Annotated in this window: 13 protein-coding genes, 1 other RNA gene and 2 pseudogenes; 13 read left to right on the forward strand and 3 right to left on the reverse strand. The window is 62.1% G+C overall.

Annotation, left to right across the window (positions count from 1 at the left end; translation table 11 throughout):
* The first annotated feature begins 32 nt into the window (after positions 1-32).
* From E4Q23_RS00665 to E4Q23_RS00680, 4 genes and pseudogenes are all read left to right on the forward strand, one after another.
* Positions 33-1,537: pseudogene (locus E4Q23_RS00665) on the forward strand (TrkH family potassium uptake protein).
* Positions 1,538-1,743: 206 nt separating this feature from the next.
* Positions 1,744-1,999 (forward strand): annotated as a pseudogene (locus tag E4Q23_RS00670) (DUF4212 domain-containing protein).
* A 9-nt stretch (positions 2,000-2,008) separates the two neighbouring features.
* The gene (locus E4Q23_RS00675) at positions 2,009-3,817 is read left to right on the forward strand and encodes a sodium:solute symporter family protein (protein WP_169064848.1); all 1,809 of its coding nucleotides are present in this window, start codon (positions 2,009-2,011) and stop codon (positions 3,815-3,817) included.
* 161 nt (positions 3,818-3,978) lie between these two features.
* A complete protein-coding gene (locus E4Q23_RS00680; protein WP_169064849.1) occupies positions 3,979-4,350 on the forward strand; it encodes a hypothetical protein in 372 nt (123 codons plus the stop codon).
* Between the two features lie 89 nt (positions 4,351-4,439).
* On the opposite strand, the gene E4Q23_RS00685 is transcribed toward E4Q23_RS00680, so the two are convergent.
* The 3 genes from E4Q23_RS00685 to E4Q23_RS00695 form a co-directional block, all read right to left on the reverse strand.
* Positions 4,440-5,096, reverse strand: coding sequence for a BON domain-containing protein (locus tag E4Q23_RS00685; RefSeq protein WP_169064850.1), 657 nt, complete (start codon positions 5,094-5,096; stop codon positions 4,440-4,442).
* On the reverse strand, positions 5,093-5,686 hold the full coding sequence (locus E4Q23_RS00690; RefSeq protein WP_169064851.1) for a phosphoheptose isomerase: 594 nt from the start codon (positions 5,684-5,686) through the stop codon (positions 5,093-5,095). Before E4Q23_RS00690 ends, E4Q23_RS00685 begins: the two co-directional genes overlap by 4 nt.
* Before the next feature lie 108 nt (positions 5,687-5,794).
* Positions 5,795-6,205, reverse strand: a complete 411-nt coding sequence (locus E4Q23_RS00695) for a YraN family protein (protein WP_248595156.1) — start codon at positions 6,203-6,205, stop codon at positions 5,795-5,797.
* Here E4Q23_RS00695 and rsmI point away from each other — a divergent pair.
* The 9 genes from rsmI to E4Q23_RS00740 all read left to right on the forward strand — a co-directional run bounded on the left by rsmI (position 6,204) and on the right by E4Q23_RS00740 (position 13,673).
* The gene (gene rsmI, locus E4Q23_RS00700; protein ID WP_169064853.1) at positions 6,204-7,043 is read left to right on the forward strand and encodes a 16S rRNA (cytidine(1402)-2'-O)-methyltransferase; all 840 of its coding nucleotides are present in this window, start codon (positions 6,204-6,206) and stop codon (positions 7,041-7,043) included. The two genes, E4Q23_RS00695 and rsmI, sit on opposite strands and share 2 nt — an antisense overlap.
* Before the next feature lie 124 nt (positions 7,044-7,167).
* Entirely contained in the window at positions 7,168-8,202 is a 1,035-nt protein-coding gene (gene pyrC / locus E4Q23_RS00705) for a dihydroorotase (protein ID WP_169064854.1), read from the forward strand.
* Between the two features lie 56 nt (positions 8,203-8,258).
* The gene (locus tag E4Q23_RS00710) at positions 8,259-8,711 is read left to right on the forward strand and encodes a hypothetical protein (RefSeq protein ID WP_169064855.1); all 453 of its coding nucleotides are present in this window, start codon (positions 8,259-8,261) and stop codon (positions 8,709-8,711) included.
* Between the two features lie 12 nt (positions 8,712-8,723).
* Entirely contained in the window at positions 8,724-9,512 is a 789-nt protein-coding gene (locus E4Q23_RS00715; RefSeq protein ID WP_169064856.1) for a DUF3025 domain-containing protein, read from the forward strand.
* A gap of 9 nt (positions 9,513-9,521) precedes the next feature.
* Positions 9,522-9,895, forward strand: an RNA gene (gene rnpB / locus E4Q23_RS00720) — RNase P RNA component class A.
* A 356-nt stretch (positions 9,896-10,251) separates the two neighbouring features.
* The gene (gene mraZ, locus E4Q23_RS00725; RefSeq protein ID WP_169064857.1) at positions 10,252-10,698 is read left to right on the forward strand and encodes a division/cell wall cluster transcriptional repressor MraZ; all 447 of its coding nucleotides are present in this window, start codon (positions 10,252-10,254) and stop codon (positions 10,696-10,698) included.
* The gene (gene rsmH, locus E4Q23_RS00730) at positions 10,695-11,648 is read left to right on the forward strand and encodes a 16S rRNA (cytosine(1402)-N(4))-methyltransferase RsmH (RefSeq protein WP_169064858.1); all 954 of its coding nucleotides are present in this window, start codon (positions 10,695-10,697) and stop codon (positions 11,646-11,648) included. Before mraZ ends, rsmH begins: the two co-directional genes overlap by 4 nt.
* Before the next feature lies 1 nt (position 11,649).
* Positions 11,650-11,928, forward strand: coding sequence for a cell division protein FtsL (ftsL, locus tag E4Q23_RS00735; protein WP_169064859.1), 279 nt, complete (start codon positions 11,650-11,652; stop codon positions 11,926-11,928).
* Positions 11,925-13,673 carry a peptidoglycan D,D-transpeptidase FtsI family protein gene (locus tag E4Q23_RS00740; RefSeq protein WP_169064860.1) on the forward strand — a complete coding sequence of 583 codons (1,749 nt, stop codon included), beginning with the start codon at positions 11,925-11,927 and terminating at the stop codon, positions 13,671-13,673. Before ftsL ends, E4Q23_RS00740 begins: the two co-directional genes overlap by 4 nt.
* Positions 13,674-13,679 lie beyond the last annotated feature (6 nt).

Raw genomic sequence — 13,679 nt, forward strand, 5'->3', positions numbered from 1 at the left:
CGTCAAGAAAGCTGGTGGCCAGGATCGAGAAAATGTCTGGTTCTTCGTCGCTTTCCGCGGAGTCGCGAGGCGCGCGCGTGTTTGGGCGTTTCGCACCGGCGCTGTACGTCCTCGGCGTTCTGATCGCCGGCTTCGGTTGCCTGATGATAATTCCGCTCGCCATTTCCTGGCTGACCGCCGACGGCGCACATGACGCGTACGATGAAGCGGTGCTGATCACCATCCTCTGCGGCTTGCTGCTTTCTTTCTTCATAGGCCGGCAGCAACGCGAGATGCGGGTGCGCGAGAGCTTTCTGCTGGTCGCCCTGATCTGGGCGATCCTGCCCGCTTTCGGCGCCCTGCCCCTGTACCTGCACATTGCCGAGCTGACCTGGACGGACGCCTATTTCGAGGCCGTTTCAGGCCTTACGGCGACCGGTGCGACGGTCTTGTCCAGGCTTGACCAGCTGCCCGTTTCGATCAACTTCTGGCGAACTTTCATGCACTGGGTCGGTGGCCTCGGTGTTGTCGTTCTTGCCGTCGCCATTCTGCCCTTGCTTGGCTTCGGCGGCCGCGGCATGCTCAAGGCGGAAACCCTGGGCCGATGAAGGATTCCAAGATCACGCCGCGCATCACCGAGACTGCCAAGGGCCTGTGGGTAGTCTATGTGATCCTTACTGCTCTCTGCGGCATCAGTTTGTATGGCGTGGGCATGGAACCCTGGGACGCGATGATGCACGCCTTCTCGGTGATGGGCCTCGGTGGTTTTTCCAGCAAGGATGCCAGTCTTGGCCACTTCGACAGCCTCGATATCGAGTTGGTGGTCATCTTTTTCGCCCTGCTCGCCGGCATCAACTTCAGCACGCACTTCCTGGCCTTCTCGCAGCGATCGCTGCGTGCGTATCTGGCCGACATCGAGGCGCACTATTTCCTGGGCATTCTGGCACTGAGCATCCTGGCGCTTTCGGTCTACCTCTGGCCGGAGGCGATCTACGCGGATTTCCTGACGACTCTGCGTTACGTCGGATTCCACTCCGTGTCGCTGGCCACTTCGCTTGGCTTCGCAACGACCGATTACGTGCAGTGGCCCCTGTTCGGCCAGCTGTGGATCCTTTTCCTGGGCAGCTTCGTCGCCTGCTCGGGTTCGGCGGGTGGCGGGATCAAGATGATGCGCGCGGTGGTTCTCTACAAGCAGGTGTCGCGCGAACTGACGCGGGCCATGCATCCGCGCGGCCTGCAGACGGTGCGCTTCGGCGGGACGGTCATTCCGGACCAGGTGCTGCACGCCATCCTTGGCTTCATGTTCATCTACGTGGTCAGCATCGTCGCAATGACGTTGCTGATGGTCGCCACGCGGCTGGACATCATCACCGCGTTCTCCGCCGTCGTCGCCTGTTTGAACAACACTGGCCCGGGACTGAACCTCGTTGGTCCGGCGACGACCTACGCCGTGCTCACCGACTTGCAGACCTGGGTGTGCACCTGGGCCATGCTTCTCGGACGCCTCGAGATTTTCACTTTGCTGGTCTTGCTGGCGCCTGGCTTCTGGCGGAGTTAGGCCAGTCGCCGTTTGCCCTTCGCGCCACGGCGACGGCTGCCGCTAGCGCGCGAACGCGCGGCCCCACGATAGCTTGTGCGCAAGCCCGACTTTCCAGAGTGGTGTCAGCTTCCAGTAAGAATCGACATCAATAATCGCCCCGGTGGTTCCCATGGGTGCTTCGGGAGCCACTTAATCGATCGAAAAAAAAATTGGAGGAGGTAATCATGGAGGACAGTGGAAAGGCTTACTGGTCGGCGACCCTCGGGTTGTTAACCAAGATCCTGATAGTATGGTTCCTGGTCTCGTTCGGCGCGGGCATCCTGTTCGCACCCCGCACTCAATAGCATCCATCTGGGTGGCTATCCCCTGGGCTTCTGGTTTGCCCAACAGGGAGCGATGTACATATTCATCGCGCTGATCTTCTACTACCGGAAGAAGATGGGCGAAATCGACCGTCAATTCGACGTTCACGAAGAATAAGGGGCCAATATGGAACTGCAAACAACAATTTACCTGGTGGTCGGCGCAAGTTTTGCACTGTACATCGGCATCGCCCTCTGGGCGCGCGCCGGTACCACCAGCGATTTCTACGCTGCCGGAGGTCAAGTCGGGCCGGTGATGAATGGCATGGCGATCGGCGCGGACTGGATGTCGGCCGCCTCGTTCATTTCGATGGCCGGCCTGATCTCCAACATGGGTTATGGCGGCGGTCTGTTCCTGATGGGCTGGACCGGCGGCTACGTTCTCCTGGCGATGCTGCTCGCTCCCTATCTGCGCAAGTTCGGCAAGTTCACCGTGCCGCAATTCATCGGCGACCGCTTCTACTCGAAAGCCGCCAGCACGGTCGCTGTTATCTGCCTGTTGGTCGCTTCGCTGACCTATATCATTGGTCAGATGACTGGCGTCGGCGTCGCTTTCTCGCGCTTCCTGGGAGTGACGAGCGAAACCGGGATCTATGCGGGTATGGGCATCGTCTTTCTGTACGCCGTGTTTGGTGGCATGAAGGGGATCACCTACACGCAGGTCGCGCAATACTGCGTGCTGATTTCTGCCTACATCATCCCGGCAATCTTCATCTCGATCCAACTCACCGGCAACCCCGTCCCGCAACTGGGTCTGGGTTCCAACATCGTCGGCCAGGATGTCTCGCTTCTGCACAAGCTGGACATGGTGGTGACCGATCTGGGATTCGCCAACTACACTACGTCGGACGCCGGCGGCATGTTGAACATGTTCGTGTACACGATGTCGCTGATGATCGGTACCGCCGGTCTGCCGCACGTCATCATGCGCTTCTTCACGGTGCCGACGGTTGCTGCTGCGCGTAGTTCCGCCGGCTGGGCTCTGATCTTCATCGGCCTGCTCTATACCACCGCCCCTGCTGTTGCGGCGATGGCCAAGACCAACCTGCTGCGCACGATCACCCCGGGTGTGGTGATGGGCAATGCCGATCCCTACGCTGCCGACTCGCAACTGGTGTACGAGGAGCGTCCGGACTGGATGAAGCGCTGGGAGAAGACCGGTCTGCTGAAGTGGGAAGACAAGAACGGTGACGGTCGCATCCAGTACTACAACGACAAGTCCAAGAGCGATGCCTTCAAGGCCAAGGCCGAGGGTGCTGGCTGGAAGGGCAACGAGCTGACGGTCAACGCCGACATCATCGTGCTCGCCAATCCGGAAATTGCCCTGCTGCCGAACTGGGTGATCGCGCTGGTCGCCGCCGGTGGTCTTGCTGCCGCCCTGTCGACTGCTGCTGGCCTGTTGATGGCTATCTCGGCTGCGATCTCGCATGACCTGATCAAGAACGTCTTCGTTCCCGATATCAGCGAGAAGAACGAGCTGCTGGCGGGCAAGATCTCGATGGCCGTGGCAATTGTCATCGCTGGCTACCTGGGTCTCAATCCGCCGGGCTTCGCCGCAGGTACCGTTGCCCTGGCCTTCGGGATCGCGGCGAGCTCGCTGTTCCCGGCGATCATGATGGGGATCTTCTCGAAGAAGATGAACAAGGAAGGCGCTATCTGCGGCATGCTCGCCGGCCTGTTCGTCACCCTGTTCTACGTCTTCGCAGCCAAGGGTCTCTTCTTCATCAAGGGAACCGAGTACCTGGACCTGATCGGTGGGCCAAACAGCTTCTTCGGCATCACGCCGGAAGCCTTCGGTGCCATCGGAGCCTGTGTTAACTTCGGTGTTGCCTTCATTGTCGACAAGATGACCCCGGAACCGCCGGAGCACATCCAGGCAATGGTCGAATCGGTTCGCATCCCGCGTGGCTCAGGGGCTGTTACGGGTGCTCACTAAGCGCAGTTAGCATTATGATCATGCTGTCGTCCGGCCTCGAGTTGGCGGCAGCGGGCAAGAAGAGCCCCGCTGGCACTTTTGGCGGGGTTTTTCTTTGCTGCTTTGCGAAGCGAAGCGCATTGATTTCTGCGCGCTGGCGCGCGCAACAACAGGAGTAGTGGATGACTATCAGCGTCGCGATCACATGGATATTGTTTCTCGGCCTTTTCCCGATTGCCTTCTTCTGGCTGCGGCGGGCCTGGCGAATTCTCGTCGAGCGGGATTTTTCCGAAGTCGCGCTGAAAGGCGGCGTGAGCCCCGCGGATCCTGAGAAGTTTGCACCGTACGCGGCGGCCATCAACCTGGTTGCCGGCGGCATTGTGGTGGCCGTTGTTCTGATGATCGTCATCGGCGGCGTCGCGTACGACATCTGGAGCGCAATTGCCGGGTCGACGATCTGGATGAAGTTCCTTGCCGATTACATCCTCCGTCACCATGCTCACCCGACGATGTGGGGCAAGAAGAAGCAAGCGGCGTCCAAAGACCGTCCCTGACCTTCTCGGGAGTTTTGTTTGCCAGCGCTGCCGATTTTTTTTCGTCGTGCGGGCAGCGTGCCGCCCAGCGCTAGCGCGCGTGTCTGGGGTCAGGCGCCGCCAACGACGGTGTCAGGAGAATTTGCCGGCGGGCGTGGCTCGGCCTTGGCGTCCAGCTCTCTGGCCCGGGCGTCGGTGATGATTTCCAGAAGGGTGACGACTTTCTTGACGTCGCTCGTGGTGCGCGCCAGCTGGATTGCTGCGTCGGCCTCGCGCTGCGTGACCAGGCCGAGCAGGTAGACGACACCGTTTTCGGTCACCACCTTGACATAGACGGGGTTGAACTTGCCGGCTTCGACAAAGCGTGACTTGACCTTGGTGGTGAGGTAGGAATCGTTGCTGCGCGTCCCGAACGAAGAGATTGGCGCGACCACGAGTTCATTGTAAACGCCGCGCACTTCCGGTAGCGCGGCGACCAGCCGTTCCACTTCTGCCTTGGTCTGCTCGGACGCCACCTCGCCGGTAATGAGCACCTTGCCGTTGTAGCTGGTGAAGTTGATATGCGACTCGCGGCCTCCTAGCGGGCTGATCTGCAGCGCGGCCTTCCATTCGATGCTTTCGTCTTCGGTTTGGGTGCCCAGCGCCCGGCGGTCGACGGCGGCCAGCGTGGCTTGCGTGGCGCCGACGGCAAGCAACGAGATGCAACCCTGCAACATCGGTACCAGGAGCGCGCCGCAAATCAGGCTGGTGACCAGAGATCTCCTCATTCTTCAACTCCCATGAGCAGGCAATCGATGCCATCACAAAGGCAGTGGATGGTGAGTAGGTGCGTTTCCTGAATGCGTGCGGTGCGTTCAGCCGGCACCAGGATATGGACGTCGCCTTCGCGCAACATTTCACCGATCGCGCCGCCGCCCTTGCCAGTCAGGGCCACCACTCGCAGTTCGTTCTCGTGCGCGGCACTGATCGCTTCGACGACGCTGGGCGAGTTTCCTGACGTCGAGATGGCCACCAGCACATCGCCGGGCTGGCCGAGGGCACGGACCTGCTTGGCGAATACCATCCTGAAGCCATAGTCGTTGGCGATCGCCGACATGATCGACGAGTCGGTGGTCAGGGCAATCGCTGCCAGTTCGTGCCTTTCAGCCTCGAAACGGCCAACCAGTTCGGCGGCCAGGTGCTGCGCGTCGGCAGCCGAGCCGCCGTTGCCGCAGGCGAGGATCTTGCCGTTGTTGAGCAGGCAGGCGACCATTGCCTCGATCGCCTGGGCAATCGGTCCGGCGAGCAGTTCGATGGCGTCGAGCTTGGTCTGCGCGCTGTCCTTGAAGTGCTGGCTGATGCGAGTGATCAAATCCATGAGCTTTGACTCGACTGAAAGAAGAGTACGAGATCTTAACACCAGGGCGTCGACAAGATCGTGCAGTGGGAGCCGGGGTGCTCCGGCAGTGGCGAGCGGCGGCATGCCTCACCCTGCGGCAAAGGCGTCGCGCAACCATTCGATTGCCGCTTCGGAAAGGGCGTCCAGGAGCAGGCAGTCGAAGCGGCATTCGGGCTCCCGCCTGGCGCTATGCGAGGCCAGGTAATGGCGCGCAGCGAGGATGATGCGGCTTTGCTTGGCGCGGGTGATGCTGGCCGCTGCACCGCCGTAGCTGGTGTTGCGGCGCAGGCGCACTTCGACGAAGACGAGCACCTGTCGGTCCTCGCAGATCAGGTCCACCTCGCCGCCGCGGCAACGGTAATTGCGTGCCAGGATGCTCAGGCCGTTCCGTTCGAGGAAGGCCGCCGCCAGGCGTTCTGCGCGCAAACCCGGTGTTGCCGGGCGTTCGCCCGCCCCGGCCGTGCTATCTTTGTCGTTCACCTGCCGATGGATGGTCATGAGCGAAGAACTCCCTGCACTGTATGTGGTACCAACGCCGCTCGGCCATCTTGGCGACATGAGTCAGAGGGCCATCGATGTTTTGCGGCAGGTGGCGTGGGTGGCCGCCGAGGACACGCGTCATAGCGGGCTGCTACTCAGACATTATGGCTGTACTGCACGTCTGCTGGCGGCGCATCAGCATAATGAGCAGTCTGCCGCGCAACAGGTCATCGCGCGCCTGGCAAACGGGGAGTCGGTGGCGCTTGTGGTCGATGCCGGCACCCCCGCGGTGTCCGATCCGGGGGCACGGGTGGTAGCCAGGGTGCGCGCTGCCGGCTATCGCGTGGTCCCGTTGCCGGGGGCCTGTGCGGCGATCGTGGCGCTCTCTGCGAGTGGACTCGAGGACCCGCATTTCCTGTTCTACGGTTTTCTGCCGAACAAGGCGGGGCAGCGCGCCGAGGCCTTGCGCGGGCTGCTCCAGTTGCCCTACGCCCTGGTTTTCTACGAGGCGCCGCACCGCATTCTCGATACCGTGCTCGCCCTGGCGGATGCCTTCGGGCCGGCACGGACCGTGGTCCTGGCGCGGGAGCTGACCAAACTATTCGAGTCCATCCATGTCTGTCCGCTTGCTGAAGCGCATGGCTGGCTGCTGGCCGACGCCAACCGGCAGCGTGGCGAGTTTGTGCTGCTGGTTTCCGGGGCCGCATCGCTTGACGACGGCGTCGAAGGGGAAAGAGTCCTCAAGCTGTTGCTGGACGATGGCCTGGCGGTTAGCCAGGCGAGCCGCCTGGCGCACGCCATTACCGGTGTCGGCAAGAAAACCTTGTACGAATTGGCCTTACGACTCAGGGCTTGAGCGCTGCGCGGGTGGCAGTGCGACGCCGGTCGTGCCGCTGGCCGTTGCGTCGTCGGCTCGCCCAGGTTCGGCCGCGGCGAGAAAATCATCTAGAATTCAGACTTTTCCTCGCCGCGGTTCAAGAATGCAGATCACCCTTACTCGCCCTGACGATTGGCACCTTCATCTGCGCGACGGTGAAGCGCTGCGCACGGTTTTGCCGCATAGCGCGCGTCAGTTTGCCCGCGCCATCGTGATGCCCAATCTGCGACCGCCGGTGACCACCGTCGCTGCGGCTGGCGAATACCGGGCGCGGATCCTGGCGGCGTTACCGCCGGCGTTGTCGTTCGAACCCCTGATGACTCTCTACCTGACCGACCGTACGTCGGCTGATGAAGTGCGGCTGGCCGTGGCGAGCCGGTTCGTACACGCGGTGAAGCTGTATCCGGCAGGAGCGACGACCAATTCGGACGCCGGCGTCAGCGATCTCGACAAATGCGCGCCAGCCCTTGCCGAACTGGAGCGATCGGGGATGCCCTTGCTGGTGCACGGCGAGGTGACCGATCCGGAGGTCGACGTTTTTGATCGCGAAAAACGCTTCATCGAACGCGTTTTGGAGCCGCTGCTGGCGCGTTACCCGGGTCTCAAGGTCGTTTTTGAGCACATCACTACCCGCGATGCTGCTGATTTCGTGGGTAGTGCGGGGCCGAACCTGGCGGCGACGATTACCGCGCATCACCTGCTTTACAACCGCAACGCCATTTTTGCCGGCGGTATTCGCCCGCACCATTATTGCCTGCCGGTGCTCAAGCGTGAGACGCATCGGCTGGCGCTGGTGCGCGCAGCGACTTCCGGCAGCAAGCGATTCTTCCTGGGGACCGATTCTGCGCCGCATGCACGGACCAGCAAGGAGACCGCTTGTGGTTGTGCCGGTTGCTACACGGCGCACGCGGCTCTGGAACTCTATGCGGAAGCCTTTGCGTCGGTCGGCGCCCTGGATCGGCTGGAGGCCTTTGCCAGCTTCAATGGCGCCGATTTCTATGGTCTGCCGCGCAATTCCGGGACGGTGACGCTGGTGCAGGAGGACTGGCTCGTTGCCGAGGCTTTCTCCTATCTCGGCGACGATGCGCTGGTTCCGCTACGTGCCGGTGAGCGGCTACGCTGGCGGATGCTCGATTAATGTCGGGGCGTCTCCCTGCGTCGGCCGGCTCCGGGATTCGCTTGAGGAGATTTCCTGTGCTGCGAAAGACCTTGTTGTCCCTGTTTTTGCTACCCCTGCTGGTGGCCTGCTCCGATCAGCGTGCGTCCTTCGAGATCGACGGCTCCAGCCAGCACGCGCTGACGCTAATTCGCATCCAGAATTTTTTCTGGGAGAAGTCGGCTTCCTATTCCCTGGTCGCCGCGCGGATGCCGGAGTGCATGCGTCGCCATGACATGGGCAAGGCCGGTGCCACAACGCCGGTCGAGGTCTACGCCCCCGGGAACGGTGCCTGGATTCTCAAACAGGGGCGCCGCATGCTGGTCGTCGAGACGCGCACCTGTGAGGGCTTTGCCCGGCTTGAAGAGGCGCCGGCGGAGGGTATGGGTCCTTTACAGGGCAGCTTCGAGATGCGCAATGGCAGCTTGAGCTTCGTCGCCGCAGCGCAGAGCGATACGCCGACGAACGCTGGCGCGCCGGCACAGCAGTGAGCAGGTGAAGCAGTGAATCTGGCAGCGTGGCCGTCGCCGGGTGGTTTGTTCGCGCCACTGTCACCGCTCATCGAGGGCATTCCCTTTGCCCCGGAGCCGGCGTCGCTCGAACTGCTCAGCGCGCGCTGCGATCTACGTAGCGCTGGCGGTCAACGCCTGTCTTTCGTTGCGCCGCAAGGCGATGGCGTCGATTACGAAACGCGCATCTGGGTGCGCGGCGAGGTGGAGACGCGTCCGGGCAACTGGCACGATTTCTTCAATGCCCTGGTCTGGCTCAGTTTTCCGCTGAGCAAATCGACGCTGAATGCCTGCCACGTCGAGGCGATGGCGGTACCCGACGCGCGCTGCGGTCGCGGCCGCGATCGCGATGCGCTGACCCATTTCGATGAATGCGGCGTTGTCGTTGTCTCCTCCGACCACTCGCTGCTGGCCCTGTTGCGCGGCTTTCAATGGAAAACCCTGTTCTGGGAGCGGCGCCTTGATCTCGGTCGCACGCTGCGCTGTTTTGTCTTTGGTCACGCCACCTACGAGCAACTGCTGCAGCCGTTTCGCGGGCTGACAGCCAAGGCCGTGCTGCACGAGGTCAGTGAGGACTGGCTGCGCGCGCCGCTGTGCGAACAGTTGGCTGACGTCGACCGGCGTCTGGCGAGCGAAGTGGCGGCCGGACGACATCGCGATCCACGCGCTTTTCACCCTTTGCCACTGCTGGGTCTGCCCGGGGTGACGGAGGCCAACGAAAGCCCATCCTACTACGATGATGCCTGGCAATTCCGCGCGGGCCGAACGCGGCGACGGGTATAATCGGCGCGGGAAGTCGGTCAGGCAGCCGCTGGGCAAAAGGTTAACCCCTCGCGCCGAGAGGAAAGTCCGGGCTCCGTAGAGCAGGATGCCGGTTAACGACCGGGCACCGTGAGGTGACGGAAAGTGCAACAGAGAACAGACCGCCGATGTCCGCGCTCAGCGAACCGAGAGCGGGCAGGTAAGGGTGAAACGGCGAGGTAAGAGCTCACCGCAGGCGTGGTAACACGGCTGGCACGGCAAACCCCATCTGGAGCAAGGCCAAATAGGGAAGCACGGGCGTGGCTCGCGCTGCTTCCGGGTAGGCTGCTTGAGCGTGCTGGTAACAGTACGTCTAGAGGAATGGCTGTCCACGACAGAACCCGGCTTATCGATCGGCTTCCCACCTTTCTTCCCGCCTGACAGGCTGTTTTCGCGGCCGCTATTTCAACAATCCCCCCTCCATTTGCCTCCCTTTGGCCGCCAGTCGGCCGCGTCTAGCGCGCTTAAGGCGTGCGCAGGGCCGGTTTAGCCGCGCTTCTTGAGAAATCACTTTAACTACAGGAATGGCGCCATTGTTTTATAAAAACAATGCGCCTCTTGATGTGCTTCAGAAGTCGTCTATAAGTCCTTGTAGCTATTGAGAAAAGCACTGAAAGAGACCTTGCTTTCGTGCCAGCTTTGTCTTAAAGTGGGGACAAGTAGTAGAAAGTGGGAAATATTGCGGTGATCTCGGAAAGATTGCAGGGGAAGAGTTGGGGTGATGTTTCAGGGTGCGGCGGCGTTGAGTCTCGATGTGAAGGGCAGGCTGGCTATTCCGGTACGTCATCGGGAGGCTTTGGCCGCGGCTGCTGACGGCCGTCTGGTGCTCACGGCGCACCCGCATCGTTGCTTGCTCCTCTATCCCGAGCCGGCCTGGGAACCGATTCGCGACAAGGTTCTGGCTGCGTCGAGCATGAATCTGCAATCGGCCGCCATCAAACGCCTGTTGGTCGGTAATGCGCGCGAAGAAACGATGGACGCGGCAGGTCGCCTGCTTGTCGCTCCCGAGTTGCGTCAGTTCGCGGCGCTCGAAAAACAGGTCTGGCTGGTCGGGCAGGGGAGTCATTTCGAAATCTGGTCCGACCTCGGCTGGCAGGAACAGCAGGAAGCGGTCTTTGCCCTCAGCGACCAGTGTCTGCCGCCGGGGCTTGAGGATCTTGCGCTGTGAGCTTGTCGGCGCAGCATCAGACGGTCTTGCTGCGGGAGGCGGTTGCCGCCCTGGCGATAAAACCCGCCGGAACCTATGTCGATGGCACTTTTGGTCGTGGCGGACACAGCCGGGCGATCCTCGAAAGGCTGGGGCCGGACGGTCGCCTGCTGGCTCTCGATCGCGACCTGGAGGCGGTGCTGCCGGCGCGAGAGATTCAGGATCGCAGGCTGCTGGTCATGCACCAGCGCTTCGGCGAGTTGAGCGAAGCCTTGCGCCTGGCGGGAATCGACATCGCGGAAGGCGTCGATGGCGTGCTTCTCGATATTGGCGTCTCGTCGCCACAGCTTGATCAAGGGGAGCGGGGTTTCAGCTTCCGTTACGACGCAGCGCTGGATATGCGGATGGACACGACGCAAGGGGAAACCGCAGCGCAATGGTTGCAGCGGGCCAGCGTGCAGGAAATTACGGAGGTTATCAGGAATTATGGGGAAGAACGGTTTGCTGTCCAGATTGCAAAGAAGGTTGTGGCTGTTCGGGGAGAGCGGCCGCTTGCAACCACGGGCGAGCTCGCAGCCCTTGTACGCGAAGCCGTGCGGACCCGCGAGCCTGGCAAGGACGCGGCGACGCGTACCTTTCAAGCTCTACGGATTCATATCAATCAAGAACTCGAACAACTCACGCTAGTGCTGCCGCAGGCAATGACAGTCCTCAAACCGGGAGGGCGGCTGGTGGTGATCAGCTTCCACTCGCTCGAAGACCGGATCGTCAAACGCTTCATGCGCGACGGCGCCGCGCCCGAGCAGCTGCTGTCTACGAAGCTGCCCTTGCGTGCGGTCGATCTGCCGCAGCCGGAGCTGCGCCTGGTCGGCAAGCCGCTCAAGGCCAACGAAGAAGAGGTCGCTGCCAACCCGAGGGCGCGCAGCGCCGTCATGCGCGTCGCCGAAAAGCTCGCCCGGAAGGCGGCTTGAAATGGTGCGCCTGAATCTGCTTCTCCTCCTGGTGGTGATGCTCTGTAGCCTGGGCGTGGTGACTTCGCAACACAAGGCGCGGCAGCTCTTTCAGGAGCTTGACGTCCAGCACGAGCGTACACGCCAGCTCGAGGTCGAGTTGGGGCAGTTGCAACTTGAACTGTCGACCTGGGGAACGGCGCCGCGAATCGAGAAAATCGCCGTCGAGAAGCTCGGTATGCGCACCCCTGACGCCGAGACTCTGCTTCCCACGGCACCGATTGGAGGCGCGTCGCGATGATGCGCTTCAAGGCAAAAGTGTCCCACAAATTCGCCGAGAGCCCTTTGCTGGAGCTGCGCCTGCCCGCCTGGCGGTCGCGGCTGATGGCTTTGCTGATTCTCTTTTCCTTTGTCGTTCTGATCGGCCGTGCGTTCTACCTGCAAATACTCGACACCGATTTCTTGCAGGAGAAGGGCGAGTCACGCTACCGGCGTGACATCGAAATCACCGCCTCACGCGGACGCATTGCCGACCGCCATGGCGACGTGCTGGCCATTTCGACGCCGATGCGGTCGATCTGGGCAGTCCCGCCGGCGGTACAGTTAAGCGCCGAGCAGACGCAGCAACTGGCCGCGCTGCTGGAGACCGACGCGCAGGCGCTGACCCGCAAGCTGACGACTGATAAGCCCTTCGTCTTCCTTCGCCGCCAGATTCCACCGCCGGTGGCTGCGCAGGTGGCTGCGCTCAAGCTGCCTGGCATCGGTCAGGACCAGGAGTATCGCCGCTTCTACCCGACTGGCGAGATGACCGCGCACATGGTCGGTTTCACCGGGGTCGACGACAAGGGACTCGAAGGCGCCGAGCTGGCCTTCCATGGGAAATTGTTGGGCACGCCGGGCAGCCGTAGCGTGATCAAGGACCGGCGCGGCCAGATCGTGGAAGACGTCGGCTCTATCAAGCCGCCGCAGGACGGCGAAGATATCAACCTGGCCCTGGATTCCAAGGTACAGTACCTGGTTTATAGTCAGCTCAAGCAGGCCATTGCCGACAGCAAGGCAAAAGCTGGCGGTGCCGTTGTCCTCGACGCCAGGACCGGTGAAATCCTGGCCCTGGCGAACTGGCCGACCTATAACCCGAACAATCGTACGAGTCTTTCCGGCGCCCAGTTGCGCAACCGTGCCTTGACCGATACCTTCGAGCCCGGTTCGACCCTGAAGCCATTTACCATTGCCCTGGCAATGGAGACTGGGAAAGTCCGCTTCGACACGCCGATCAACTGCGCGCCTGGTCGTCTGCGCATCGGCGGTGCGACGATTTCCGATACTCATCGCTACGGCGTGCTGAGCGTTGCCGAGGTCATCCAGAAGTCGTCGAACGTCGGAGCGTCCAAAATCGCGGCCATGCTTCCGGCGAAAACGATGTGGGATATGTTTGACAGCGTCGGTTTCGGGCAGGTGCCGAGTCTCGGTTTTCCGGGCGAGGTCAGCGGTCGACTGCGTCCCTGGAAGACCTGGCGGCCCATCGAGCAGGCGACGATGTCCTTCGGCCATGGCATTTCGGTATCCCTGATTCAGTTGGCGCGCGCCTATACGGTTTTTGCGCGTGATGGCGATCTGGCGCCGCTCTCGCTCACCCGCGTTGCTTCCGCGCGGCCGCGTGGCGAGCAAGTATTCAGCCCGCAGACGGCGCGGGAGGTGCGCGCCATGCTCGAAATGGCTGTGCGGCCCGGCGGAACGGCTCCCAGGGCGCAGATCCCGGGTTATCGTGTGGCCGGCAAAACCGGTACCGCGCGCAAGCTTGAAGGCGGTCGCTACACAACCAAGAAATACGTCGCGTCCTTCGTCGGGTTTGCGCCGGCCTCGGATCCGCGGCTGGTCGTTGCCGTGATGATCGACGAGCCGCGCGGCAAATACTATGGTGGCGAAGTGGCGGCGCCGGTTTTTGCGGCGGTGATGGCCGGTACCTTGCGGACCCTCGGCATCGCACCGGATGCGCCGCTGGAGGTTGCGCAGAGCGGCAAGCCAGCGACCAAGGCCAGGTTGTGAGCCGGA

It is taken from the genome of Candidatus Accumulibacter phosphatis, from assembly GCF_012939955.1.
Classification (GTDB): Bacteria; Pseudomonadota; Gammaproteobacteria; order Burkholderiales; family Rhodocyclaceae; genus Accumulibacter; species Accumulibacter delftensis.